18 protein-coding genes and 1 riboswitch are annotated in these 24,637 nt (G+C 70.5%); of the genes, 5 read left to right on the top strand and 13 right to left on the bottom strand.

Annotated elements, in window-relative coordinates; all coding sequences use genetic code 11:
* Positions 1–40: 40 nt before the first annotated feature.
* Both ACSHXC_RS05670 and ACSHXC_RS05665 read right to left on the bottom strand, forming a co-directional pair.
* Positions 41–511: a DUF4334 domain-containing protein gene (locus ACSHXC_RS05670; RefSeq protein WP_438290494.1), complete on the bottom strand. Its 471-nt coding sequence runs from the start codon at positions 509–511 to the stop codon at positions 41–43.
* A 333-nt stretch (positions 512–844) separates the two neighbouring features.
* Positions 845–4,804 (bottom strand): Pls/PosA family non-ribosomal peptide synthetase, encoded by a 3,960-nt coding sequence (locus ACSHXC_RS05665; protein WP_438290493.1) that lies wholly within the window; start codon positions 4,802–4,804, stop codon positions 845–847.
* A 657-nt stretch (positions 4,805–5,461) separates the two neighbouring features.
* Here ACSHXC_RS05665 and ACSHXC_RS05660 point away from each other — a divergent pair.
* Both ACSHXC_RS05660 and ACSHXC_RS05655 read left to right on the top strand, forming a co-directional pair.
* A complete protein-coding gene (locus tag ACSHXC_RS05660; RefSeq protein ID WP_438290492.1) occupies positions 5,462–6,829 on the top strand; it encodes an FtsW/RodA/SpoVE family cell cycle protein in 1,368 nt (455 codons plus the stop codon).
* A 274-nt stretch (positions 6,830–7,103) separates the two neighbouring features.
* Positions 7,104–7,493, top strand: coding sequence for a hypothetical protein (locus ACSHXC_RS05655; protein ID WP_438290491.1), 390 nt, complete (start codon positions 7,104–7,106; stop codon positions 7,491–7,493).
* A 166-nt stretch (positions 7,494–7,659) separates the two neighbouring features.
* Here ACSHXC_RS05655 and ACSHXC_RS05650 read toward each other — a convergent pair whose 3' ends face one another.
* The 9 genes from ACSHXC_RS05650 to ACSHXC_RS05610 form a co-directional block, all read right to left on the bottom strand.
* Positions 7,660–8,859, bottom strand: coding sequence for a metallopeptidase TldD-related protein (locus tag ACSHXC_RS05650; protein WP_438290490.1), 1,200 nt, complete (start codon positions 8,857–8,859; stop codon positions 7,660–7,662).
* Positions 8,856–10,157, bottom strand: coding sequence for an aKG-HExxH-type peptide beta-hydroxylase (locus ACSHXC_RS05645; protein WP_438290489.1), 1,302 nt, complete (start codon positions 10,155–10,157; stop codon positions 8,856–8,858). Before ACSHXC_RS05645 ends, ACSHXC_RS05650 begins: the two co-directional genes overlap by 4 nt.
* Positions 10,158–10,231: 74 nt before the next feature.
* On the bottom strand, positions 10,232–11,545 hold the full coding sequence (locus ACSHXC_RS05640) for an MFS transporter (protein WP_438290488.1): 1,314 nt from the start codon (positions 11,543–11,545) through the stop codon (positions 10,232–10,234).
* Positions 11,542–13,641: a JmjC domain-containing protein gene (locus ACSHXC_RS05635; RefSeq protein WP_438290487.1), complete on the bottom strand. Its 2,100-nt coding sequence runs from the start codon at positions 13,639–13,641 to the stop codon at positions 11,542–11,544. Before ACSHXC_RS05635 ends, ACSHXC_RS05640 begins: the two co-directional genes overlap by 4 nt.
* Positions 13,631–14,899 carry a hypothetical protein gene (locus tag ACSHXC_RS05630; protein ID WP_438290486.1) on the bottom strand — a complete coding sequence of 423 codons (1,269 nt, stop codon included), beginning with the start codon at positions 14,897–14,899 and terminating at the stop codon, positions 13,631–13,633. Before ACSHXC_RS05630 ends, ACSHXC_RS05635 begins: the two co-directional genes overlap by 11 nt.
* On the bottom strand, positions 14,896–15,732 hold the full coding sequence (locus tag ACSHXC_RS05625) for a hypothetical protein (protein WP_438290485.1): 837 nt from the start codon (positions 15,730–15,732) through the stop codon (positions 14,896–14,898). Before ACSHXC_RS05625 ends, ACSHXC_RS05630 begins: the two co-directional genes overlap by 4 nt.
* Complete coding sequence (locus ACSHXC_RS05620; RefSeq protein WP_438290484.1) at positions 15,729–16,697, bottom strand: multinuclear nonheme iron-dependent oxidase; 969 nt, start codon at positions 16,695–16,697, stop codon at positions 15,729–15,731. Before ACSHXC_RS05620 ends, ACSHXC_RS05625 begins: the two co-directional genes overlap by 4 nt.
* On the bottom strand, positions 16,697–18,649 hold the full coding sequence (locus tag ACSHXC_RS05615; protein WP_438290483.1) for a B12-binding domain-containing radical SAM protein: 1,953 nt from the start codon (positions 18,647–18,649) through the stop codon (positions 16,697–16,699). Before ACSHXC_RS05615 ends, ACSHXC_RS05620 begins: the two co-directional genes overlap by 1 nt.
* A 103-nt stretch (positions 18,650–18,752) precedes the next feature.
* Complete coding sequence (locus tag ACSHXC_RS05610; RefSeq protein ID WP_386002270.1) at positions 18,753–18,890, bottom strand: hypothetical protein; 138 nt, start codon at positions 18,888–18,890, stop codon at positions 18,753–18,755.
* Positions 18,891–19,561: 671 nt separating this feature from the next.
* Here ACSHXC_RS05610 and ACSHXC_RS05605 point away from each other — a divergent pair.
* The gene (locus tag ACSHXC_RS05605) at positions 19,562–19,801 is read left to right on the top strand and encodes a hypothetical protein (RefSeq protein ID WP_438290481.1); all 240 of its coding nucleotides are present in this window, start codon (positions 19,562–19,564) and stop codon (positions 19,799–19,801) included.
* A complete protein-coding gene (locus ACSHXC_RS05600; protein WP_438290480.1) occupies positions 19,798–20,901 on the top strand; it encodes a serine hydrolase domain-containing protein in 1,104 nt (367 codons plus the stop codon). The genes ACSHXC_RS05605 and ACSHXC_RS05600 overlap by 4 nt, the downstream gene beginning before the upstream one ends.
* 281 nt (positions 20,902–21,182) lie before the next feature.
* Here ACSHXC_RS05600 and ACSHXC_RS05595 read toward each other — a convergent pair whose 3' ends face one another.
* A complete protein-coding gene (locus tag ACSHXC_RS05595; RefSeq protein WP_438290478.1) occupies positions 21,183–22,826 on the bottom strand; it encodes an NRAMP family divalent metal transporter in 1,644 nt (547 codons plus the stop codon).
* 295 nt (positions 22,827–23,121) lie between these two features.
* Positions 23,122–23,295: riboswitch (M-box (ykoK) riboswitch) on the bottom strand.
* 165 nt (positions 23,296–23,460) lie between these two features.
* Between ACSHXC_RS05595 and ACSHXC_RS05590 the strand changes: the two genes are divergently transcribed.
* Complete coding sequence (locus tag ACSHXC_RS05590; RefSeq protein WP_438290477.1) at positions 23,461–24,129, top strand: mechanosensitive ion channel domain-containing protein; 669 nt, start codon at positions 23,461–23,463, stop codon at positions 24,127–24,129.
* Positions 24,130–24,396: 267 nt separating this feature from the next.
* Here the strand turns inward: ACSHXC_RS05590 and ACSHXC_RS05585 are convergent, their stop codons facing one another.
* Entirely contained in the window at positions 24,397–24,621 is a 225-nt protein-coding gene (locus ACSHXC_RS05585; protein ID WP_438290476.1) for a hypothetical protein, read from the bottom strand.
* Positions 24,622–24,637 lie beyond the last annotated feature (16 nt).

The following is a 24,637-nucleotide window of genomic DNA, read 5'->3' as shown; positions in this document are numbered from 1 at the left end:
CAGGGGGCGGGGTGGCACCTGTGGCCAACTGGCCGAGTTTTCAGGCGCGTTCGAGAGTGAAGTAGAAGTGGCGCCCTTCGTCGAGGACGTTCTTGCCGTTCATCACGCCAAGCAGGGTGTTGGTGTCGACCCGCTTGAAATGGTCGAGTACGGGCTGTCCGTCATAGACCATCGTGGCGGTCACCTCCCCGCGGAACTCCACCATCCACAGGCTTGCCTCGCCCTTGGCCAGCTCAGTATTGGAGAAGAGCGCGCCGTGCTCGTCGTGGCAGATCAGGGGTTCGACACGGGAGACGGAGTGGAAGGTCTTGCCGTACCACCTGGCCTGGGCCAGCAAGGACTCCACGCGGTGACCGGTGGCGATCCCGCTGCCCTTCCAGGTCCCGAGGATCTCCTCAGGGCGTACGGTCTCCAGCACCGCCCACAGCTGGTCCAGCTCACCGGTGTCGCACACCGTGCCATCGGCCGCCCGGATCGCGGCGATACGGGTGCGCGCCTGCTCAATGTCCATGAAGCAATCACTCCCTTTCGGCTCCTGACCCTAACTCGCCCGGCACGGCGGCCTGTTGGCGGATACCACTCCGCCAGTGCTGCCTGCCGTGGCCTGTTCAGCCCGCCGTATGAGGCTCGGCCGACTCCGGGTCGACAGCGGCCAGGAGCTCCTATTCGAAGGACGCTCCTGGCCGGGCCGGCATCACCCCGTCACCCTGGTGACCGCCGCCCACGCTTTCCACACCGAACAGCGACTCCCGGATACGCGAGTGTGATACGCGTATCAGGTCCAGCGAGATGGGGTGCCTTCCGCCGCGCGCAGTTCCCCGCGCCCCTGTTCTGTTCGCTCTCCCTACACACCGACCCGCTGGCGCGCCGGAGCCCGGCTCGGGCGACGACGGTGGCGGCCCGCCGAGTGCGGGCGCTGGGCCTGGGCCTCCGGACTGCCGGAGGGCCAGGCGGCGACGGGGTTGCCCAGCCAGTGGGTGCCGCCCGGGAGTTCCTCGCCGCGCATCACCAAGGAGTGGGCGCCGACCGCGGCGCCCGTCCCGAGCAGGGAGCCCGGCAGCATGATCGAGTGCGGGCCGAGGGTGGCGCCCTCCTGCAGGTGGACGGTGTCCAGGCGCATCACGCGGTCGTGGAACAGGTGGGTCTGCAGCACCGTGCCCCGGTTCACGCTCACGCCGTCCTCCAGCGTGATCAGGTCGGTCTCCGGCAGCCAGTGCGTCTCGCACCACACGCCGCGGCCGATCTTCGCGCCCAGGCTGCGCAGCCAGATGTTCAGGAACGGCGTGCCGATCAGTGTGCTGCCGAGCCAGGGCATCGCGACTTCCTCGACGAAGACGTCGTACAGCTCGTTGCGCCACACGAAGCTGGACCACAGCGGGTGCTCGGCCACCTTGAACCGGCCGACCAGCAGCCACTTGGCCAGCGTCGTCATCGCGCAGGCGACCACGCCGAGGCCCAGCAGGATCAGCCCGCCGCCGGCCACCCCGGCCGCCAGGCCGAAACGGTCCACCACGTCCTGCAGCGCGCCGAAGGCGACGCCGCCGAGCAGCGCGGTGCAGACGATCGGCAGGAAGCGGCACAGCTCGACCACCGCGCGGGCCAGCATCAGCCGGCGGAGCGGGTCGTAGGTGCGGCTCGGGTCGCCGCCGTCGACGACGCGGGGGAGTGCGATGGCGGGCCGGCCGAGCCAGGACGAGCCGGGCTCGGACCGCTCGGGGGCGTCCGCGAGCACACCGACCAGGGCGTTGTCGGGCAGTTCGCGGCCCGGGCCGACGATGCCGGAGTTGCCGACGAAGGACCGGCGGCCGACTCGGGAGGCGCCGATCCGCAGCCAGCCGCCTCGCACCTCGTACGGTGCGATCAGGGTGTCGTCGGCGAGGAAGGCGCCGTCGTCCACCTGCATCAGCTTGGGGACGGTCAGCACGGTGGACGCCTCCACACGGCGGCCGACCTTCGCGCCCAGCAGGCGCAGCCAGACCGGGGTGAACAGGCTGGCGTAGTACGGGAAGAGGGTGCCGCGTGCGCCGTTCATCAGGCTGGAGACGATCCAGGTGCACCAGGCGACCTTGCCGTGCGCCGGGTGGTAGCCGGGCCTGATCGGCACGCTGAACAGCCGGACCACCAGGATCAGCAGCAGCGAGTAGGTGGCCAGCGAGACCAGCACCAGCAGCGGCGTGGCCACGATCATCTGGACCATCGCCGGGACGAGCGTCTTGTCGGTGTCGATCAGCGGGTACAGCAGGAGCAGCGACGGCGCCGCGGCGATCAGCGGCAGCAGGCCGAAGCCGAGCAGCGCGACGCCGTACATCAGGTCCCAGAAGCGGGAGCGTCGGTGGTCCGGCGCGGGCCAGCCGTTCGCGACCCGGCCCGAGGGGCGGGCGGGGGAGCCGTGCCAGTACTCGCCGTCGGCGACCGGGTCGAGTACCGAGCTGCCCGGGGCGACCTCGGCCCAGGCGCCCACCTTGGCGCCCGGCAGCAGCGTGGAGCGGGTACCGATCCGGGACTCGGGGCCGACTTCCAGCGCGCCGAGGCGCAGGAGGTCGCCGTCCAGCCAGTAGCCGGTGATGTCGACCTCCGGCTCGATCGAGCAGCCGTCGCCGAGCTTGACCAGGCCGGTCACCGAGGGCATGGAGTGCAGGTCGACGTTCTTGCCGACCCGGCAGCCGAGCACCCGGGCGTAGCGTCCGGCCCAGGGAGTGCCCATCAGGGAGGCGACGTTGAACATCGTGACCACCCGCTCGGCCGTCCAGATCCGCAGGTGCACCGAGCCGCCGCGCGGGTAGCTGCCCGGCTTCATGCCGGCGGTCAGCATTCGGGCCGCACCGGCGCCGATCACCAGGCGGGCGGGGGCGCTGGACAGCAGGAACCAGCCGGCCAGGATCACCCACCAGGACGTGTGGGGCGCCCAGCGCAGGGTGCCGAAGGTCAGGTTGTCCAGGGCTGCCAGGCCGATCACCCAGCGCAGGCTGCTGATCGTGTAGAGGACGGCGAGCACCAGGAACTGGATCACTCCGACCCGGCGCGGGGTGGGGCGCACCCGCCTTTCCCGGCGGGCCGGGCCGCTGAGCTCGTCCAGCTTGGCGGCGAGGCCGAGCAGCCCGGGGTGGGCGTAGACGTCCGCGACGGAGATGCCGGGGCAGCGGGTGCGCAGCACCGAGACCAGCTTGGCGGCGGCCAGGCTGGTGCCGCCGAGCGCGAAGAAGTCGCCGTCGGCGCCGACCGGCATGCCGAGCAGGGCCTCCCACTGCTCGGCCAGCCAGCCGGCCGTGCCCGTCGGGCGCGGGCCCGTGCCCGTCGGGTCGGGGCCGGAGGTGGCAAGAGGCCAGGGCAGTGCGTTGCGGTCGACCTTGCCGGAGGTCTTGGTCGGCAGCCCGTCCACGGTGGCCAGCACCGGTACCAGAGCCTGCGGCAGCCGCTCCAGCAGCAGGGCGCGGGCGGCGGCGGGGTCGTACGGCGCCCCCGGGTGCAGCACCAGGTAGCCGACCAGCAGCTCGCCGCCGGCGGGGGTCTTGCGGACGGCAGCGGCGGCGGCACGCACGCCCGGCAGGGCCTGGAGTGCCGAGTCCACCTCGCCGAGCTCGATCCGGCGGCCGGACAGCTTGACCTGCTCGTCGGCGCGGCCGACGAAGATCAGGCCGTCGGGCTCTGCGCGGACCAGGTCGCCGCTGCGGTAGACGCGCGGGCTGTACAGGTAGGGGCTGCTGCCGTACTTCTCGGCGTCCTTGGCCGGGTCCAGGTAGCGGGCGGTGCCGACGCCGCCGATCACCAGCTCGCCGGTGCCGCCCCAGGGCACCGGGTGGCCCTGCTCGTCCATGACGGCGATCTCCCAGCCGTCCAGCGGGGCGCCGATCCGGACCGGCCGGCCCGGGAACATCTGGGCGGCGGTGGCGACGACGGTGGTCTCGGTCGGGCCGTAGGTGTTCCAGAACTCGCGCTGCGGCGAGGCGATGCGTTCCACCAGCTCGGGTGGGCAGGACTCGCCGCCGACGATGACCAGGCGGACCCGCTCCAGGCACTCCACCGGCCACAGCGCGAGCAGCGTGGGCACGGTGGAGATCACGGTGATCCCGCGCTCGACCAGCCAGGGGCCGAGGTCGGTGCCGGTTTTGACCAGCGAGCGCGGCGCGGGCACCAGGCAGGCGGCGTGCCGCCAGGCCAGCCACATCTCCTCGCAGGAGGCGTCGAAGGCGACGGACAGGCCGGCCAGCACCCGGTCGCCCGGTCCGACCGGGGCGCCCTGGAGGAAGAGTCGGGCCTCGGCGTCCGCGAAGGCCGCGGCGCCGCGGTGGCTGACCGCGACGCCCTTGGGCCGTCCGGTGGTGCCGGAGGTGAAGATGATCCAGCAGTCGTCGTCCGGGCTTGGCCAGGAAGGCCGCCCGCCGGGGCGCACGGTCGGGCTGGGCGTGATGCTCCGGCCGGCGCCGAGCACCGCGCAGACCTGGGCGTCCTCCCAGATCATCGCGGCCCGCTCGTCGGGGTCGTCGGCGTCCACCGGTACGTACGCGGCGCCGACCCGCAGCACGGCCAGGATGGCGACGTACAGGTCCGAGGTGCCCGAGGGCACCCGGACGCCGACCCGGTCGCCGTTGCCGACCCCGTAGGCCGCGAGCCGTCCGGCGAACTCGTTCACCTCGTGCATCAGCGTCCGGTAGTCGAGCACGGTGCCGCCCGCATCGAGAGCTGGGGCGTGCGGGTACGCCTCGGCGGAGGCCACCAGGATGTCGAGCAGGGTCCGGGCGGGAGCGGCGGGAGCAACGGGCCAGATCGCGCCAGTGGCGAAACCACGGTTCTCGATGACGTCCATCAACCTTTTCTTGCTGGTCTGCGACTCGGGAGGCGGCGCGGAACTCCTGGTGCCGCCGCCAAGGGGGAGGACGCGCATCGAAGGGTTGACCGCCTTGGCGTCGATCCGTTGCCGAGGCTAACGGACGCCGGCGGCGAGATTACGCCGAGTAGGGGGCTCTTCATCGAACTCTCATATGAAGGTTCTCTGTCCATTCGACGTTGTTTTAGTGGGCTCCACGGGGTTAGGAACCGCTACTCCTGCGGATGGGCCGAATTTCCGAGCCACTGTGCCCGGCCCAGCGATTCGCTGAACGCCGTCGCGCCGAGCGCGGGGCTCGCGATGGGCACCGGGTGCCCGTGTGGCCGGCAGGTGCTTCGCCGTTGAGTCGGCGGAGTCGGGCCACCCGGCGTTCGCGGTTTCGGCCGGCGGGTCGTACCGTAGTCCCGATTAGTTGCATAATGGCGCAACTTAGCAAGTGTCTATGAGGAGAGCCCGCAGGAACCGGCTCGGGATGCCTGTCGTCCTCCGGCGCGTCAATGCCGCGAGCGCGGGTGGTGCGATGCTTCTGGGCCTGCGGTTCTCCCGGGGTGGGAGGCTTCTGTGCGGGGACTGACGAACGCGACCCGATCGCGGTCGCGGGAGGGTGCGGGCTCAGAGGACGATTACGGGCACACGATGTCGTTCGCGGCGCTCGCGCAGGCGCCCAACCGGCGGCGCACCGAGGCGTGGCTGCTCGGCTTCGTCGTACTGATCACCGTGGGCGGCTACACCTATACCGGTCTGTCCATGGACGGTCGAATGCCCTCGGGGCTGCCCGGGTTCGCCGCCGCGGTCTTCCTGCTCGCGGTGGTGCCGCACCTGGCGGTGCGGCGCTGGGCATCGCGGGCCGATCCGCTGATCCTGCCGCTCGCCCTGCTGCTCACCGGGCTCGGTCTGGTGCTGATGTACCGGCTCGACATCACGTATGCGGCCGAGCGTCGTCTGAGGATTCCCCAGGCGGGCAGCGGGCAGCTGATGTGGACGGTCATCGGGGTGGCCGTCTGTGTCGGTGTGCTGCTCGTCCTGCGTGATCACCGCTGGTTGCAGCGGTACCTGTATGTGATGATGGCGGTCGCCCTGGTGCTGCTGATGGCTCCGGCGTTCTTCGGTGCGGACCAGTTCGGCGCCAAGCGGTGGATCATGCTGGGGCCGCTGTCCGTGCAGCCCGGCGAGTTTGTGAAGATCATGATCGCGGTGTTCTTCGCGGGCTACCTCACGGTCAACCGCGACGCGCTCGCCCTGACCGGCCGACGGTTCCTCGGCATGCGGCTGCCGCCCGGCCGGCAGATGGGCCCGATCGCCACCATCTGGGTGCTCAGCCTCCTCGTGCTCATCTTCGAGCGCGACCTCGGTACGTCCCTGATCTTCTTCGGCCTGTTCGTGATCATGCTGTACATGGCCACCGAGCGGACCAGCTGGGTGGTGTGCGGCCTGCTCATGGCCGTGGTCGGGGCCGGAGTGGTCGGCTCGATGGAGCCGCACGTTCACGGCCGGGTGGTGGCCTGGCTCAACCCGATGGACGCCTTCACGCCCGCCGGGCAGAAGGCGGGCATCTCCGAACAGCTCGGCCAGGCCCTGTTCAGCTTCGGCAGCGGCGGCATCACCGGGACGGGCCTCGGTCAGGGCCACCCCGAACTCATCGGCTTCGCAGGCAACAGCGACTTCATCCTCACAACCGTCGGCGAAGAGCTGGGCCTGGCCGGGGTGATGGCGGTCCTGCTCCTGTACGGCCTCCTCGCACAGCGCGGACTGCGCATCGCCGTCCTGGCCCGCGACCCGTTCGGCAAGCTCCTGGCGGCCGGCCTGGCCGGTGCGCTCCTGCTCCAGGTGTTCGTCGTCTCGGGCGGCGTCATGGGCCTGATCCCGCTGACCGGCAAGGCGCTGCCGTTCCTCGCCAAGGGCGGCTCCTCCATGGTCGCCAACTGGCTGATGGTGGCCCTGCTGATCCGTATCAGCGACAGCGCCCAGCGCCGCCGCGAACCGACCACGAAATCCGCGGTGTAAACCGCACCCTCCGCACTCACCTGCGGGATACGAACCTACGGGCTGACGAGTACCTCCCGGAATTGCTGCTGCTCCTTTGCGGCGACCGCAGTTGGGCCGGTCAAGGGTGAACCTGCCGTCAGCGAGCGAGCCGTCAAGTCATCCGGTCGGGCGGAAAACGCCGGGTTCTCCTCGACCCATGCCACGGCAGACCCAAGATGCACTTCGTACCAAGAGAGTTGGGTTCCCGCGACACCCGAAGCCGATGGGATCCCCCTGAATCAGGAGCACCCTCATGTCTCACGCATGGACGCGTCGCGTTGCCACGGTCGCCACGTCGGCAGCCTTGCTGACCGGAGCCGCGGGGGCGGCCGCGAGCGCCGTATCCGCCGCCCCGCAGGACACTCAGGTCGCACACGAGTACAAGGGCGACGGTGACCACGGAAAGCACAAGGGAGAAAAGAACAAGGGAGACCACGGCCTGCACCGTCACCTCGGCTGGGACGTGGCCGTCGACAAGAAGGCGGACCGCTGGGACGCCAAGCATCACGTCTGGCTGCGCTGGGACGCCGAAACCCACTCCTACGCCCAGTGGGACGCGCACACCCACAGCTGGAAGCGCCACCACAACGGCGTTTGGCAGCGCTGGGACGCCAAGCACCACACCTGGAAGCACGGGAAGTAGCAGCACGCTCTGGGTGAGAGCTCAGAGGGCGGAACTGGACGGTGGCCGCTGGATCGATGCCGGTCATCGAGATGGCGGCTGTCCCGTCGCCGAACAGCGTGCTGTTCCAGTCCCAGACGGGATGCGAAATCTACGAGTGCACCGGAGACAGCAGGTCGATCCCCTGCTAGGCCGTACCGCCGAGTGCGCCACCCCCGTCCGCGGGCGGCGGAGCGGTTCGTGGCCGGCCGATGGGGACGGCGTGGAGCCGGTCGAAGCCGAACGACGGGCCGCACATGCTGACCGGGAGTTCTTGGCCGTCCTTGCCGCAGCCGGTGACCGGGTTGAAGACGCCCATGTCGTCCCCCACCTCGCGCAGTGCTCGCAGCCCGCTGGTCTTGCGGCCCTTGAGATCGAAGCCGTACACGTATGAGCCCGTGAGTTCGCCGTCCTCGATCCATTCCGCGTACGCAGGACGCACGGCGAAGAACTCCTCCACGGAGCCGCCGCCCCAGGCACCCCGGCAGTAGAGGCCGCAGCACACGGAACGGATCAGCTCGGCAGCGGGCGTGGTGCCCCGGGCGACGTGGAGTGCCGACATGCGGGGCAGGGCCTTCGCCGCCCCCGACGCCCGTCTGCCGTTGCCGGTACGCGGCAGGCGCTGCCGCCGGGCCTCCGCGGCATCGGTCAGTACTCCCCCCACCACTCCGGCATCCACGAGCGGAGTGCTCAGGGAGGGATGGCCTTCGTCGTCCTGGGGGCGGGAGGATTCCAGACCGGCACGGGGACCGTCCACGACGCCGAGATGCGGCACGCTCACCTTCGTACCGAGAGCCAGGCCACAACCGGCTCCGTACGTACGGTAGTTGTCGGCCTCCAAGCTGTGGCCCAGCGTCTCGTGGACGAAATGCACGGCGGTCTCGGGCGCAAGGACCACCGGCCCCGCGAACGTCTCGGGCAGGGGCACCGCACGGGCGACGGCGTGCAGCTCACGGTCGAGCCGGGGGAGCGACGCCGCCAGCGCCTCCACCGGGTCGGGCCCGGACCACTGCCACAGGAGCAGCGGCCGTCGCACGCCCGGCTTGCGGATCTCCACCAGCGCCTCAAGGCGGATGTGTCCGGCCGGTGGCACGGCGTCGCCGCTCAGGCTGGTCCAGCGGCTGACCAGTTTGGCGACCGCCTCGACGCTGTCGCCGGCCGCGCGCTGCCCGGCGGCGAGCCGGGCGGCCATCCGATGCACGTTCAGTGCGGTCGCCAGGAGCCATGACGCGGTGGCGAGGGGTGCCTCGCCGTGCTCACCCTCCGTCCGCTCCGCAGCACGCGGTTGCGATTCCGGGCCGCGGACCGTCACCGCACGGCAGGCGGTCGTCTCGGGCCGCGGGTTCATGCCGGCATCGCGGCCCTGAATCCGGCCAGCAGTTGGGCGCCCTGCTCGGTGGTCCTGGCATGACGCTCCAAGGTGTCGAGGCCGACGGCGAGTCGCGCGGTGATGTCGTCGACGTAGGGCTCGATGGCGGGCCCGTCCGCGGGCGAGAAGGAGTCGACGCAGCGGATGGCCATGTGCACGTCGTTCAGGAACGACAGGACCCCGTGAAAGATGTTGACCAGCGGGCGGGTTGCTTCGACGAAGGGCGAGTAGTGCTCTTCGGCGGCGTTCTCGGCAACGGAGTACACGTCCAGGATCGAGTTGAACCGGTTGTGGCCGCTTTCGTGCACCAGGGTCTGGGCCGAGAGGTAGGTGGGCCGCCCGCTGGTGAGCACCAGGCCCCGGAAGCTGGGCAGGGTGAAGTTGAACGGCCAGTTCCCCTGGCTGCGGACGGGCATGATGTGCAGCGTGGTGCCGCGCACCACGTCCGCCGCCTCGGGCCAGAGGCGGCGCACCGTGTCCCAGCCCGAGCCGATGTCCCCGGCGAACCGTGCGAAGTCCTCCGGCCCGAGGTCCAACGGACCCTCGGCCTCTGAGGGGTAGGCGATCCGATGCCAGGGCAGCGGTCCGGTCAGCAGCGGCCCGCCGGGCAGTACCGTCAGCGCGCGGACCGACGGGTGCTCCTGCGCCGGCCCGCCCGGCCCGTCCGGCAGGCAGGCCCACGGGATGTCGTACGTGCGTCCCTCCGCGGCCACCCGCAGACCGCTCTCCGTGGCGCGTACGGTGAGGACTCCCTCGGCGCCCGGGACCCGCAGCGCCACGCGCGCGGCAGGGAGTACGACTTCGCCGGCCTCGGCGATGACCGGGACCTCGGCCGCCGTCACCGTCCGCGGAGCGAGCAGGTCCGGCAGGAGGAAGGCGCCGAGATGGCCGAGCAGGGCGCGGGGGCTGAGGGCCCGGCCATCCGCCGTCGCCCCCTGGGCCGTCCTGGTCCAGGAGGTGACGCCCGGGGTCAGCACCAGCCGCAGCAGGGCTTCGTGCGGCATCCGCAGCAGACCGTCCACCATCCCTTGTGCCCAGCGCCTGACGTCCGCCGGAGCGGACGCGGCACCGTGGTCGCGGAGTTGGACGAGCAGTCGCTTGAGGTAGATCTTCGCCGCCATCCGCGCGATTGTGCGAGTGGGGTCCTGGGGGTGCCCCGGCAGGACCGCGAGTGCGAGGTCCGGCGCCGGGGCGGCCTCCTGGAACAGGGGGCGCAGTGAGGACACGTCCACGTGCACCCGCTCAGGTGCCGGGAGCTGTGTCACGAGGTCGGGCATACCGTCTCCTTGCGGGTGTGGTGCGGCGCGCGTGCGGACAGGCCGGGAGGCCCGCCCGCAGTCGCGTACGGGCTTCAGCCGGCCTCCGGTTCCAGCACGGGTGCCTCGGCCCTCGGTCCTCCGAACTCGCGGACACCGGCGTTCAAAAGCGGCGCGAGCGTGCTCACCGCGAACAGGCCCGCGCCCGTGAAGGTGATGACCCACACCGGCACCCCGGCGAGAGCCAGGCCCACCAGCGCGTAACCGAGGGGCGCGGCAGCGGTCGAGGCGAGCCAGTCCAGGGACATGATCCGGCCCAGGAATTCATCGGGGATGTGACGCTGCAGGGCGCTCATCCAGAGCACTTGGAAGACCGCGAGCCCCCCTCCGGCCGGCACCGCGACCAGGGCGAGCACCGGCACCGATGTGGTCACGCCCAGCAGCGCCACGGCGAGCCCGAAGGGCAGAAGGCTCAGCAGTGCCAGTGTGCCTGAGCCGCTTCGCCTGCCCCGGCGCACCAGGATCCCGCCGGCCAGGGCTCCCGCCGAGAAGGCGGCCATCACGACGCCGTAGCCGATGGTGTCGGACTTGGACTGGAGCAGCCGGTCGGGCAGCAGAACGAACCACACGGGAACGGTCGTGATCATGTGGAAGACGGACATCCACAGGACGGCCCAGACCCAGGGCCTCGCACGGGCCTCGCGGAAGCCGGATCCCACTTCCTTGAGCAGCGAGCCGGGCTCGGGCGCAGGCCGCACCTCCTTCTTCTCGCGGACGCCCAGGAGCAGCGCGGCGCTGATCGCGAAGGTGACGGCGTCGAAGAGGAGCGCGTTGCGGGCGCCCAGCACGGCGACCGCGGCCCCGGCCACGGTGGGGCCGAGCACGCCCAGGGTCCGCTCGGTCGCGGTGGTGAGTGAATTGGCCGCCTCCAGTTGGCGCTTGGGCAGCAACCTGGGCAGCAGCGACTCGTAGGCCGGGTCGAAGAAGGCCTCGCCCGCGCCGACGAACAGCACGAGCAGGGCCAGCACCCAGGGCGGCGAGCCGATCGCGGCGATGGCCGCCACGCCGACGACCACGGTGCGCAGCACGTCGACACAGGCCATGATCCGGGCGCGTGGGAACCGGTCGGCGATCACGCCGCCGATCAGGACGCACAGAGCCATGCCGAGGGCGCGGGCGGCCAGTACGGTGCCGAAGCCGGTGACACTGTGGTCGTCGATGAGGAGGTTGGTGGCGATGGCGAACGGGAACACCTGGTCGCCCAGTGAACTGGTCAGTTGGCTGGCCCATACACGGGCAAAGCGCGGCTCTCGCAGCACGGTGCGCCATGAGCCGGTGCCCTCGGGCGGCTCGGCTCCGGTGTCTCCGGGTGCGGGAGCTGCGGGTGCGGGGCTGGACGAAGCGTTCATGAAGTCTTTCTGTCCGTGAGTGTGTTCTGGAACGCCGAGAAGGCGTCGAACCAGCCGTCGACGGCGCCGTCCGCGCAGGAGGGCAGCGCGGCCCGGACAGCTTCCGCCTTCGCCATGGCGGCGTCCACGGTCCGGGCGAGGGCCGGGTCCTGGTGGCCGTGCCGACGCAGTCGGCGGGCGAACTCGGCCTGTGTGCGGGCGGCTACGACCTGGCCGCTCGCCCAGGCCGCCGACCGCGGGACGCCGTCCCACGGGGAGGTGACGGGGGGCAGCGGACCGGCCACGGGGAACAGATCGGTGATGATCCGCCAGCGGCTCCTCGCCAGCACGGTCACCAGGCCCATGGCGCGGGTCAGCGCCGGATCACGTCCGTGCTCGTCCCGCCGCCAGCCCAGCCACTCCGCCGCGCCCGCCGGCTCGGCCATGACCACCAGGCTCGCTTCCACCGCGGCGCGCGCCTCCGGCCAGCAGTCGGCGAGCAGCGCGAGCGCGTCGGCGGCCGGCGTCGCGTCCTGCGGGCCGGGTGGGGGCAACTGGCCGCAGTGCCACGTCACTCCGTGCGTGAGCGCGGTGTTCCACCAGTTGTGCGCGCCCAGGAGCAGCAGCCCGCTGCCGTGGACCGCGGCGATGGGCCGGCGCTCCGCGCGGTGCCAGGTTCCGTCGGCGGTGCGCAGCAGGGGGTGCGCGTCGGCGGCGTCAAGGCGCAGCGCCACGGGATCGGCCGGGCCGCCGGGTACCGCCCAGTGCTCGGCGAGCGGCAGAACGGCGAGGGCGTGGGGCTGCGAGGACACCACCGCGACGGTCCGGTCGGCCAGGAGCTCGGGGCGGCGGACCGCTGTGGCAAGGACGGCCGGGACGAGTTGGGCGACGAAGGCGCCGCTGGAGTCGTGGTAGTCCGCCGCGATCTCGTGTTCGGCACGCCGGACGGCACCGAGGACGACGGGATGACGGGCCACCGCCTCCAGTTCCGCCGTGTCGGCACCGGCCAGCACGTCGATGACCGCCTGTGCGGAGCTTCGCACGCCGGGCAGGGCAGCCCACTTGGCGTCGAAGTGCCGCAGCAGACGCAGCACAAGCAGCAGTACGTGCCGGGTGTGGGCCCGGTGGGCCGGCGACCACGTGCCCTCGCCGGTCAGGTCGGTGAGCAACCCACTTGCCTGTACGGGCTGTTGTGGCGCGCGCAGCAGTGTGCTCAGCGCTGCGTCGCCCAAGGCGAAGGAGAGACCGTCCGGTGCCTGGCGTGCCGGCCGGGGTGTGCTCGGCTCGGAGGTATCGGTGGGGTGGCTCGCGGCGGGCGCCGTGGCCTTCGTCCGCACGGGGGCGGCGGCGACCGCCGCCGCTCGCTTGCTCCGGTAGGCGTCCTCGACTCGGCGACGCAGTGCGGGATCGTCCAGCGCCTTCCACAAGAAATCGAGACCGCCGTCCGGTGCCATGGGTGCCCACCAGGCGCGCTGTCCGGCGAGTTCCCCGGTGAGCAGGGGCATGACGTCGCTGAGGGCGTTGGCCGAGTTCAGGGCGATGCTCACGCTGAGCGAGGCCCCCTCGCTCACCCCCCAGTGGCTCCAGAAGATGGGCAGATAGAGGATGTCACCCGGCTCAAGCACGAACTCCAGGGCGTCGTCCGGCATATAGGCGGTGCCCACGGAGCGGTCACCCAGCATGCGCCGACGCAGCGATTCGTCGGGCAGTCCCGACGGTGGCGACAACTGCCAGCGTTTGGTGCCCTGTTGCTGGACGACGAAGTTGTCGCTGTCGTCGAAGTGGCAGCCGATGCCGGACGTGGTGAGGGTCTGCACGGTGTCGCACCACACGTTCGGCCAGTCCAGGGCTTGCCGTACGCCGGCGCTGAGCGCGGCCAGCCGGGGGCTGGCCAGGTCGGCGACCCGGATGAACCAGGCCTCGCCGGGGCGTTCGACGGCCTGCACCGGATGGTCGCGGAGCATCCGGCGCCGGATCTCGTCGAACTCGGGCTCCTCCAGGGCGGGCGTCAGGAGGTGTTCAGCGGCGCCGCGCAGCACGAACGGCTTGCGGCGGAAGTACTCGGAGTAGAAGAGCTCACGGCTCATTCCGGGCAGGAACGGTGTCTCATCGCCCATCCCACACCTCCGCGAGGGCCTTGGCGTGCTGTTGGGCGTCGTGCTGTGCGGCTCTGTCTCCGGCGCTGCGTCCGGCCCGGTCGAGCAGTCCGGCGACATCGCGGTGGAGCGGAATGACGTGCAGGGCTCGGCGGGCCTGCTCCACCGCGAAGCGGGCGCGTCCGGCCCGCAGAGCGCAGATGATCTCCAGAATGGCCGCGTGGGCGTCGAGGGTGTCGGAGATGTCCTCGGTGCACAGGGGGAACAGTTCCAGTGCGTCCGCGTGCCGCCCGGCACGCATGGCGGCGAGTCCGCCGACGTAGGCGGGCCATGAGGCGCGGGCTCCCAGGGCGCGGGCGCGTCCCACGCCGGCGATGGCCTCGTCCACCCGGCCGGCCTGCGCGTCGAGGACGGCGCGCAGGGTGGCGCCTTGTGCGCCGAACGCCGCGAGTTCCTCCTCCCACAGGCGCTCCAGCTCTGCGGGGCCGACCGGTGCGCCGAGCGCGGCGGCGGTCAGCCCGCGTTCGGGAACGGCGGCGTCGGCGTGCCGGGTGAAGGTCTCGGCGGGCGGTGTCCTCAACTCCTTGTGCAGGGCGTCCGCCCATTGCCGGGCCAGCGCGTCCGCGGACCGCTGCGGTACGAAGCCGCTGGACACGCTCATCGATCCGGTCCAACTGCCGTACCGCGCAGGGTTGTTGCCCAGCGCGGCCAGCACCGCTGCCACGGTGTGGTCAGCCCGGCCGTCGCTGTCCACGAAGAAGTCCAGGTCGAGGTCGACGGCGGTGACGGTGTCCAGGACCGCGGGGCCCAAGGCGTCGAGTCCGGTGCAGGACACGCTCCCGACCGGCAGCGTGGCGCGGGCCCCCCACGGCTCGCGGCTGAAGGTGTCCATGACCTGATGCCCGACGTGGGGCACCAGGCTCAGCGCGTCCAGGAGTGCTCTGGCCGGGTCGCGCCCTGCCTCGCCCGGTACGACCCAGCACACCGAGGCCAGCCAGTTGCCGGCCAGGGCCGGGTAGAGGAAGTCGTCCAGCCCGTACCGCCCGTGGCCGGGTTCGCGGAACGGCAGCCTGCGGCCTTCGGCGGCCAGGTCCTCGGGACGGCCCCGCAGGGCGGCGAGCGCTTCGCAGTCCGCCGCGGGCACGTGTTTCAGGTCGAGGTGCCGGTCGAAGAAGAGCAGGTGCTCACCGTGGAAGCCGCGGGTGTCCCACACCGGCAGGATGTGCCCGTGCTCGGGCACGATGACCAGTCCCTCTCGTAGTTCTTCCAGTGCCGTCACCACAGTCCTCGTTTCAGCAGCGCCTGGCGCACCTCATCGGCCGCCGGGTGTCCGGGGATCGTGAGCGCCTCCGCGGTGTACGGCGACACCGGGCCGAAGGCCAGGCCGCGCGGGGTGCTGGAGTACAGACACGGCACCGGTTCGCGCCCCTCCTCCACCACCTGGCCCGCCGAGCGGTCGGTGCCCCGCCAGGTGGCGAGCAGGGCCGGCGGATGGTGGTGCACGGCAGCGTAGCCGTGCGTCGTGGGCATGATCTGGGCGAGGTCGGTGCGGAACGCCACCGGCGCCTCGTGCACGAGCGCGGTCAGCAGCGCCATCAGCATCTCGTGCACGAGGGTGCTGGACAGGTCATGTCCTCCGGCAACCTCGTCCGACGGATCCCCGCTGTTCGCGTCGCCGGACAGTCCTGTGGCGAAGCGGCCGAACGCCTCCTCAAGGGAGATGCCCTCACCGGTGTAGGGCAGCGCCCGGTACTGCGTGAATTCCGGGGAGCGCAGAAAGGCAGCCAGCAGGCGCTCACGGTTCCACCCCGCTCGCGCCAGGAGCTCCAGGGAGCGCGGAAAGGCGGCGCTGATGCCGGCTCCCGCGTCTCCGCTCCAGAGGTTGCCGCGGAACCTCCGGGCCGTGTACTCAAGTTCGTCCTGGTCGATCGTGGCCAGGCAGCCGAGTTCTGCGCGGTTGCGGGCGATGGCTGATGCCCCCTCGCGTGCCAGACCGTTCCGGAACTCGTCGTCGGTCAGCAGCCGCAGCAAGAGGTCCGTCAGCTCGTCGGCGTCGAGTTCGGAGGGGTCGGCGGCAGCGGATTCCGGGGACGGTCCGGTCGTGGACGTCATGAGGCCTCGCCGTCCATCCACTGCGCCACGACGTCGCGCAGCCGCTCGTAGTTGGGCCTGCTCTTCGGGGTGAGCTCGCCGTCCTCGTTGTAGACGGGGTCCTCGTAGGTGACGCCCAGCAGGTTCGGGCACCTGGGCAGCAGGTGGCGGGTGAGGTCGATCTGCTCGTCGAGCAGCACCCCGTGGTGCAGGTCGCGGAACTTCCCCCGCACGATCTGGCAGCCGGAGAGGTGAAGTTCGCGGCAGCGCTCCAGGGGCAGGGACTCAAGGCCCTCGTACATCGCCGGCCCGGTCCGGCCGCGCAGCCACTGGTAGCTCAGCAGGTGGCCGACGTCCAGGGTGACCCAGACGTCCGCGTCGTCGGCGAGGCGACGGAAGTAGTCGAAGGCGTCCATCGCGCCGAGCACGAAGGACCCGCCTTCGGTGAATCCCGGGAATTCCACGTGGAGTTCGGGTTCCAGGAGTTCCCTGGCCTCGCGGGCGTTGGACGTCGCGCGTTCCAGTCCCCGCTCGGTCATGACCGGCGGGAGGGGGTAGGGCAGCGGGCGGCCCTGGAGGCTCCAGATGCCCAGGTCCTCCACTACCCATGAGAAGCCGTACCGGGCGTGGAGTTCGTTGGTGAAGTCCGCCACCGGCCGGCGGTCGTAGCGCTCCGGCGTCCCCATGTTCAAGAGCGTCTGGTGGAAGGCCCGCGGCCGGCCCGCGGGCATGGCGTCGTACAGCCGGTCGTACGCGACGACGTAGTCGGCGGCCCGCAGCCGGGCACGGTCGCGGGGCTGGAAGGCGAAGAACGAGTAGCCGTAGTGCTCCTCGTGGCGGCGAAGGAACGCCCGGACGCGCGGCGTCACGTCCCCGCCGTCGGCGCTCGGGGCGAAACCGATCCGCTCCCCCCACGGCAGGTCCATACCCACGCCCAGACCCAGCCGGGTGGTTCGGTGTGTGAGCAGTGCGGGCGCGGCGGCCATCAGCGGCTCCCCGGGACGAGGTGGCGGGACGGGACGGCGACCACCGCGTCCGCGGCGGCCAGACGCCTGAGCCGGGCGCCTCCTGAGGCTGTGCGGGCGATCAGCAGGGTGCCGTCCTCCTGCTCGACGGCCACGTCGGCGCGCGGCAGGGCGAACACCTGCTGCCAGATCAGGTCGGCGAGCAGCGTGACGTTCCGGTCCGCGTCGACCATGGCGGCCGCGGGGCCGGCCGGCACGAGCCGGACCCAGGGCCGCAGCCGGGCGCGCAGCACCGGCTCGCCCGGGGCACCCCGGCGGCGCAGATGCGGTGGCAGGGCGTCATTGCCCTGCGGACGCACCCCTTCGAAGGTGTCGAGCAGCCGGCGCAGTGACTCATCGCGCTCCGGCCCGCCAGGAACGGACAGCGGGTAGCCGTGTCGTCCGCCGAGGTAGTTCAGTTCGGGGTTGCCGGCCAGCGCCCCGGTGCGGTCGAGCCGCACGCCGTATTCCTCGGCATTGTTCGCGAGAAGGGTCCCCGGCTCGGCCACCATCAGCTGGAGCACGTCGATGCCGATCTTGTCCTCGTTGCTGCCGAGGAAGCGCCGCGACTCCGCCGCCTCCGCTTCGGTCTCGTCGAAGAGGCCCCCCATGACCGACAGCCGGAGGTTGATGCCTGCGCCGACGACGTTGTCGATGATGGTCTGGTAATCCGCGGCCCGCACGCCCTTGTCCATCCGGTCGAGCAGGCGCTGCGCGTTGGTCTCGTAGCCCACGCTCATCAAGACGCAGCCGAGTGAGGCCAGTTCCCGGCAGAAGCCGGGGTCGAGCAGTACGGATTCGAGCCGGTTGCGGGTACTGAAGGTGACGCGCACACCGCGGCGGCGCACTTCGCGCATCGCCTGGGTGACGAGTCTGAGGTTGGTGTTCTCGTCGACGATGGCGACGAAGTCCACTCCATGGGTACGGACCGTGTGCTCCACGGCGTCGGCGATCTGGCCCGGGGTGCCCTGCTGGTAGGCGCCTTGCGGCAGGGACCGGTTCCCGTAGGAGCAGAAGACGCACCGGCCCCAGTAGCAGCCGACGCAGGACACGACGGCGAGTTGGAAGTCCTCGGCGACGTAGGAGCGGACCGGGAGGTCGTCGAAGTCCGGCGTCGCGGCGTCCCGGAACGAGGTACGGACGGGGCGGGGCTGCGCGTCCTCGCGGGGGCGCCGCACACCGGGCACCTCGCTTTCCGGCAGCGCACCGTCCAACGCGTCAAGGGCCCGGGTCAGGGGCTCCTCTCCCGCGGTCACGCACAGGGCGTCCACCGAGTCGCGCACGGAAGCCAGTGCTATCAGGTCGTCCTGACGCAGCATCACCTGCTGGCCGCCCAGCCAGATGCGTGCCTCGGGGGCCAGCGCCCGCGCCCAGGCGGCTATGAGCAGGGCGGGTGCGATCTGACTGAAGAAGGCGACGGAGAGCCCGATGACGCGCGGGCGGGAGCCGGCGAGCGTGCGCTCCACCAGGCGCCGCAATGTCGCCGTCGGTGTGTCCAGGGCGCTCGCCGGCAGGGCCGCGGTCTGCCGCACCTGCTCGTCCAGCGTGCGCAGGCTCGGCCACGTACGGGTCAGGAAGGATTCCTCAAGGACGACTTCGACCGCCTGGTTGGCCAGCCGTACGGCCCGGTCGGCGCCGAGCGTCCCGGCACCGCTCTTGGCGAGAACCTGACTGCGCAGCTCCGGCAGGAAGCGGCGGGCGGTCTCGGCCATCGCGGCCCGGTACCAGCTCTTCATGTCCGTGCGGGCCGGGGCCAGGTGGCGTTCTTGGGCGTGCCTCAGCGGTTCGGGAGCGAGGAGGTCGTGGAACAGTTCCAGATTCAGGTCGGCCTGGCGCGCCGTACGGCCCGCCCGCCGGAGATAACCGGTCAGATATGGAAGGCTCAGATAAGGGAAGAGCCGGGCTTCTGTCTGCGGGGGAAAGAGCAGAAGCACGTCTGGATCGGTATTCGCCACCCTTTTCCGCACTCCTCCGCCCGCGTCGACGTTCCAGGTGGTGGAGCCGGAAGCCCAGCTCCACCGGTGCGCTTGTCCTGGGTCAGGACTCCGGGTCGGCCTCGATGAGGGACTTGAAGCGGAAGGCGTGGAATGCGCCACCCACCTTCAGCTCGGCCGACTCGATGACGTCCAGGTCGTCGAGTTCACTGAACTGCGGCTCGTTGTTCGTCTCAGGCATGGGAACCTCCAGGTTCTTTGCAGAGCATCGGCGATCGAGCAGAGCGAACCTATTGGGTGGTTCTCGGCCAGTCAACGCCGAATAAGATGACCTCCGAAGCGTTTCGGACACCCGTCGGACTTTCAATCCCGCGTTCAACAGTCATGAAATAAAGGGATGTTCCGGCTTTCAGTGTGAAAAGTGCCGCTTCCCCTGGAGGCTCGGACTCGGCAACGCCACCCCTCCGATCGGTAGCCGCACCGGGTCATGATCAAAAGCGCAATGGCCCCTGTCACGAACATTCCGGAACCCAATGCTCCATTGCCGACTTGACCTTTCCTATGTGATGCGTACGAATCTGTCCGACCAGATCAGCTGGGCACCGCAGGCAGATATGCGGCATCGCGGGATTGGCCGAGTCCCGGCGTACCCGGCCGGGCGCGTTCGACCGGTGGACGATCGCCGCTTGAGCCGGGCGCTGCGGCCATGGCCGACAGCGACGACCTCCCGAGTCGCCCGGTCGGCTCGATGAACTCCCGTCTCTCGTTGGCCGGTTGCGTCTGTGTCATCGAACCTGACAAACGTCATCTTTTCCTGTGAGCAAGGTCGTTCTGAGGGTGGAGGGACGGCCGGTGGGGCGCGCAGAGGATGGAGACATCCGCCACGCACACCTGAAGAGACGGGATCTGCCCATGCCTGACACCCAGTCGAGTTCACGCCCCGACCGCCGGACAGTGCGCCTGGCCGCCGTGGCATCGGCGGCCCTGCTGTCCCTCGCGGTCGGTGCGCTTCCGGCCGGGGCCGCCATCCCGCCACCGGCCTCCGTCTCTGCCTCCGCCGTCTCCACACCGTCCGGTCTCGACCGGAAGGCGTTGAGTGCCTCGCTTGAGGCGTTCCATCAGGCGGGGATGTACGGGCCTACTCATCGGTGAGGGACGGCCTTGAGCGGTGGCGGGGAGCGGCAGGTGTCGCCGACCTCGACACCGGACGGCCGATGCGCCCCGACTACGAACACCGGATCGGCAGCATCACGAAGACCTTCACCTCGGTAGCTGTCCTCCAGCAGGTGGCCACGGGCCGGATTGGCCTGGACACCCCGATCGGTGACTACCTTCCGGAGCTGGTGCCGGGAGAGCGGGGACGGAAGGTGACGGTGCGGATGCTGCTCAACCACACGAGCGGCATCGCGGACTACATGCTGCCCGCCTTCCCCAAGCTGGTGAAGGACCCGGGACAGGCCCTGGACGAAGGCCAGTTCCACAAGCTGGCCCCCGAGGAGCTGGTCCGCCTGGGGCTGGCGGCCAAGCCGCTGGCCCCGCGCGGCAAGTACGCGTACGCGAACACCAACTACATCATCGCCGGACTGCTGTTGAAGAAGGTCACGGGCCAGGACCCCGAGTCGTACATCACCAACAACGTCATCCGCGAGGCCGGGCTGCGGCACACCTACTTCCCGCGCTCCGCCCGCATCGAAGGGCCGCACGCCAAGATGTACGAGTCGTTCTACGGCACCATCGCACCGGCACGCGACTACAGCGTCTACGACATGTCCTGGGCCGGGACGGCCGGTGCGATGGTCTCCACGATGGACGACCTCAACGACTTCTACCGCCGGCTGCTGGGCGGGAAGCTGCTCTGCGCGGCACAGCTGCGGGAGATGAAGACGACGGTTCCCGCGTACGAGCCGGAGGCGGGACAGGAGGTGGCGATGCGGTACGGGCTCGGTCTGTTCACCCTCAAGATGCCCAGCGGCGGTTGGTACTGGGGCCACGACGGTGGCGTGTTCGGGGCGGGGACCTGGGCGATGTCCACGGAGGACGGGCGCCGCCAGGCCGCGATCGGCCACAACCTGATGAAGTACGAGCGGTTCGGCGACGACGGCAAGCCGCTGCCGAACCCGATCGGCGACGCACTTCTCGCATACATGGACCAAGCACTCAGCGGCACCCCGGCCGAGCGGGTCCACGGCGTATCGCCGGTGCCCCAGGGCCTGCCCGCCCCCGGTCAGCTGCGCCCCAGTCCCGCCCCGTAACGGGGTCGAACCGGTCGCCCGAGAGGGGCTGATGCCCCGCCCCCTGAGCCGTCGGCTGGACGACACTCCGCGCTCGCACCGGGGAACGCCGGGCCCGGGTGTTACGTCACCGGCAGGTGTGCCGGCTGCTCTCCCCGGATACCGGCCACCCGGCAACGTGCTGAAGGAAACGCATCGGATCCCCCCTTGTTCAAGGGGAGTTGGTGACGGGCCGAGGGGAGTCGACGGCTGTATGGCGCTGCGTCCGCGAGGGCGGCGTTGTTCGCCGCCCCGCGCGGGGCTCACTGGCCGAGGGCGACCTGGACGACCTTGATGACGACCAGGATCATCGCGATCAGCAGGTAGGTGCGCAGGGCGCCCATGCCGATCTTGCGGGTGGTGGACATGGTCGGCCGGGTGAGTGTCTCCAGGGGCGGCATCCGCCAGCCGTCGCGTCCGGTGCGGTCGATCGGGTCTTCCTTGGTGCCGGTGCGCCGCCGGGTGAAGGAGTATCCGGCTGCCAGGACCCCGGCCACGCCGCAGGCGGCCATGATGTTCAGGATCGCGTTCGCGGTGATGTCGGGGAACAGGACGGAGGCGGTCAGGATGACGGAGAGGGTGACCAGGACGCCGACGACCGCGGCGGTGAACGCGTTGGTCTTCGGGCCGTTGACCCACGGGCCGAGCACGGCCTTGTCGTTGCAGAGGAGAAGCAGGAATACGGAGGCGGACGGCAGCAGGACTCCGGCCAGGGTCTGTACGCCCTGGGTGAGCAGGCCGAGCGGGGAGCCGGGGATCAGGACGATCGTGGCGGCCACGGCCACCAGGCCGGCATAGATGGCGTAGAAGCCCTTGGCGCCCTTCACGCCGCGGTGCAGCGAATGCTTCATGCCGAACACGTCGCCGATGGCGTAGGCGGTGGAGAGTGAGACTGCGAAGGCGCCGATGATCGAGGCGTCGAGGAGGGCCACTGCGAAGAGCACGCCGGCGACCTTGCCCGCGTGGGCCTCGATGCCGGCCGCGACACCGGCGGTGTCGTCGAAGTTGCCGAAGCCGCTGGTTCCGGCGAACGCGGCGGCGGCCATGCCCATGACGGCGGCGGCGCCGATGATGACGATGGCGATGCCGAGCCACAGATCGGCCTTCTCGTACTTCATGAAGCGCGGGGTGATGCGCTTGTCGATGACGTACGACTGCTGGAAGAACAGCTGCCAGGGCGCCACCGTGGTGCCGACGATGCCGATGATCAGCAGCATCACCGTCGCCAACTCACCCGAGCCGCCGGGCATGTTGGGCACCACGAAGTCGTGTGCCATCTGCGAGGAGGCCGGGTGAATGATGAAGTACAGCGGAACCAGCAGCAGCGAACCGGCACACAGGATGATCGCGATGCGCTCGAAGCGGCGGAAGGATCCGGTGAACGCGGAAGCGATGATGACCGCCGCGGCCAGCACCACCGACGCCACCTTGGGCAGCCCCAGATACCCCGCGGCCAACGTGATGCCGATGAACTCGGTAACGAGGGTGAGGGCGTTGAGGAGGAACAGGTCGATGACGCTGAACGCGCCCCAGAACTTGCCGAACCGCTCAAGGATGAGGCGGGCGTGTCCGACGCCGGTGACCGCACCCAGGCGCAGCACCATCTCCTGGTTCACGTAGAGCACGGGAATCAGGAGGAGCAGGGTCCACAGCAGGCTGGTGCCGTAGTTCTGGCCGGCCTGGCCGTACGTGGCGAAGGCGCCGGCGTCGTTGTCGCCGACCATCACGATCAGGCCCGGGCCGACTATCGCAAGGAGGGTCTTGAGCTTGGCTGACAGGCCCCGGCGCTCGCCGTGGTCGTCCTGCTTGATGGTGCCCAGCGCGCCGCGGATGTCGCCGACGTGGGCGTCGTCCAGTACGGCGGTGCGGGGGGTCGGAATGGTGGGCCTGGCGGGTGCGGTGGTCATGGTGAGCCTCCCGATTCCCCTGGCAGGGGGAGAACATGGGGGCACGCGGCAGTCACATATGGCACACCGAAGCAGCCCGGCCGCCCGGGACGGCCGGGGGCCGTACGGGTGCGGGTGAGAAGGAGTGTGCGGAGGGAGTGTCGTTATCGCGTGCCGAGGACGGGCGAGGTCGATCGGATGCGGGGCCGACTATGGCCCGGACTACTGCAACTGCAGTCCATGTCTCTCGCCTCCTTCCGGCCGGAGCGCACACGGGCGCTGGACGACGCGGCAAGGAGCGGACCGGGCGGATCCCGGTTCACCCCAACTCGTCAGAGCTTTGGCACTGCACGGCGTAATCCCCCTGCTGGGGAAGCCACTTGGGGTCACCCCTTAAGTCGGGGAGACCTGTCCTGACCCTGGGCGTCTCTCGACGTCGTGGGGTCAGTGGCCTGTGTCCGTGCAGACGCCTCACCGAACGAGGTGCCTTCTTCAAACCTCCAGAAGCATAGCCTGATTCTTGCGCGATCACGCAACTACTTGGTGAACCCTTGACGCGGAACGACTCGTTCGGGTTCCGCCGCACCGTGGCCGAACCGCCTCCGCGAGTGCGGGTACTCTGCTCCGCGACGTTCACACCACAGGGGGCCCATCGATGGACCACGACCACAAAGCCGCAGGCAGCACCGTTGGGCACGGCCTGCACTGGCGCGGGGTGATCCGCACCCGGCGGGCCGTGATCACCACGTCGCTCGCCCTCGGCGGGCTCGTCGTGTCGCTCAACTTCGGCGGACTGCTCGGCAATCCGGACAGCCACCAGTCGATGACGTCCCGGGTGGTCGCCGGCATCAGCGCGGGGGTCTTCCTGGTGGGCGCGCTGATCGCCGTGCGCGGAGCCACCGACGACCTGGTGAAGCTGCTGACCGGGCGGCTCAGCGACAACCGCTCGGCCGCGCTGCGCGTGATATGCCTGCTGTCCGGCTACGCACTGGTGATCCTCGGCGCACTCAGCCTGGTCCGGGTCCCGTGGGAGAAACTGCTGGTCGGCGGTGCGCTGACCGGCGTGATCCTGGGCATCGCCGCCCAGCCGGTCCTCGGCAACATCTTCGCCGGCCTGGTACTGCTGGTCGCGCACCCCTTCACGATCGGCGAGAGGATCAGCGTCCAGTCCGGCCCGCTCGGCGGCCGCATCGAGGGCGAAGTCACCGATATGACCCTGCTGTTCATCGAACTCCACACCGACGACGGCAAGATGCTCCTGCCCAACAACGCCGTACTCGGCGCCGCGATCGGGCCGCCCGCTCGGGAGACGGCCGCAGCCTGAAAGCCGCCACCGCCTGGCGCCGTGCTCGACGACGGCATTCTTGAAGCCGGTGCCGACTCAGCTCCTGGCGATGGCGGGGCGGGTCTTCTTGGCCCGGCCGAGAAGGCGTCGCGCCGAGGTGCACGGTGATCCCCTCCGGCCATGACTCACGTTCGGTCAGCAACCCGGGACTTGGAGCCACGAGAGGTGAGTCGTGGCAGTGGGCACACCAGGGCGTGGCTGATCGAGAGATGCTGTAGCCGGCCGCGTGCGCAGGGCGGTCCGCGCCTATGCGGAGGGCGAGTTCTCCGCGGCGTGCCGGGCGCGTGCCTGCTTGAGGGCGGTGTCGAAGTCGCGCTGGGTGTCGTCACACCAGTGGAGAAGGTCGGCGAGGGCTTGCTGCAGGGTCTCGCCGGGGCTGCGGCGCCAGCCGTCGCCCGAGAGCGTGTATGTCTGAAGAGCCGCGTTGGCGCGTCCCACCGCGGCCTCGTGCCCGACCGTCGTCACTGTCATCGTTCCCTCCCGTGGA

This window comes from Streptomyces sp. HUAS TT7 (assembly GCF_051550175.1).
GTDB lineage: Bacteria > Actinomycetota > Actinomycetes > Streptomycetales > Streptomycetaceae > Streptomyces.
The sequence above is the reverse complement of the archived record's forward strand: the minus strand, read 5'-3'. Positions and strand labels throughout refer to the sequence as shown.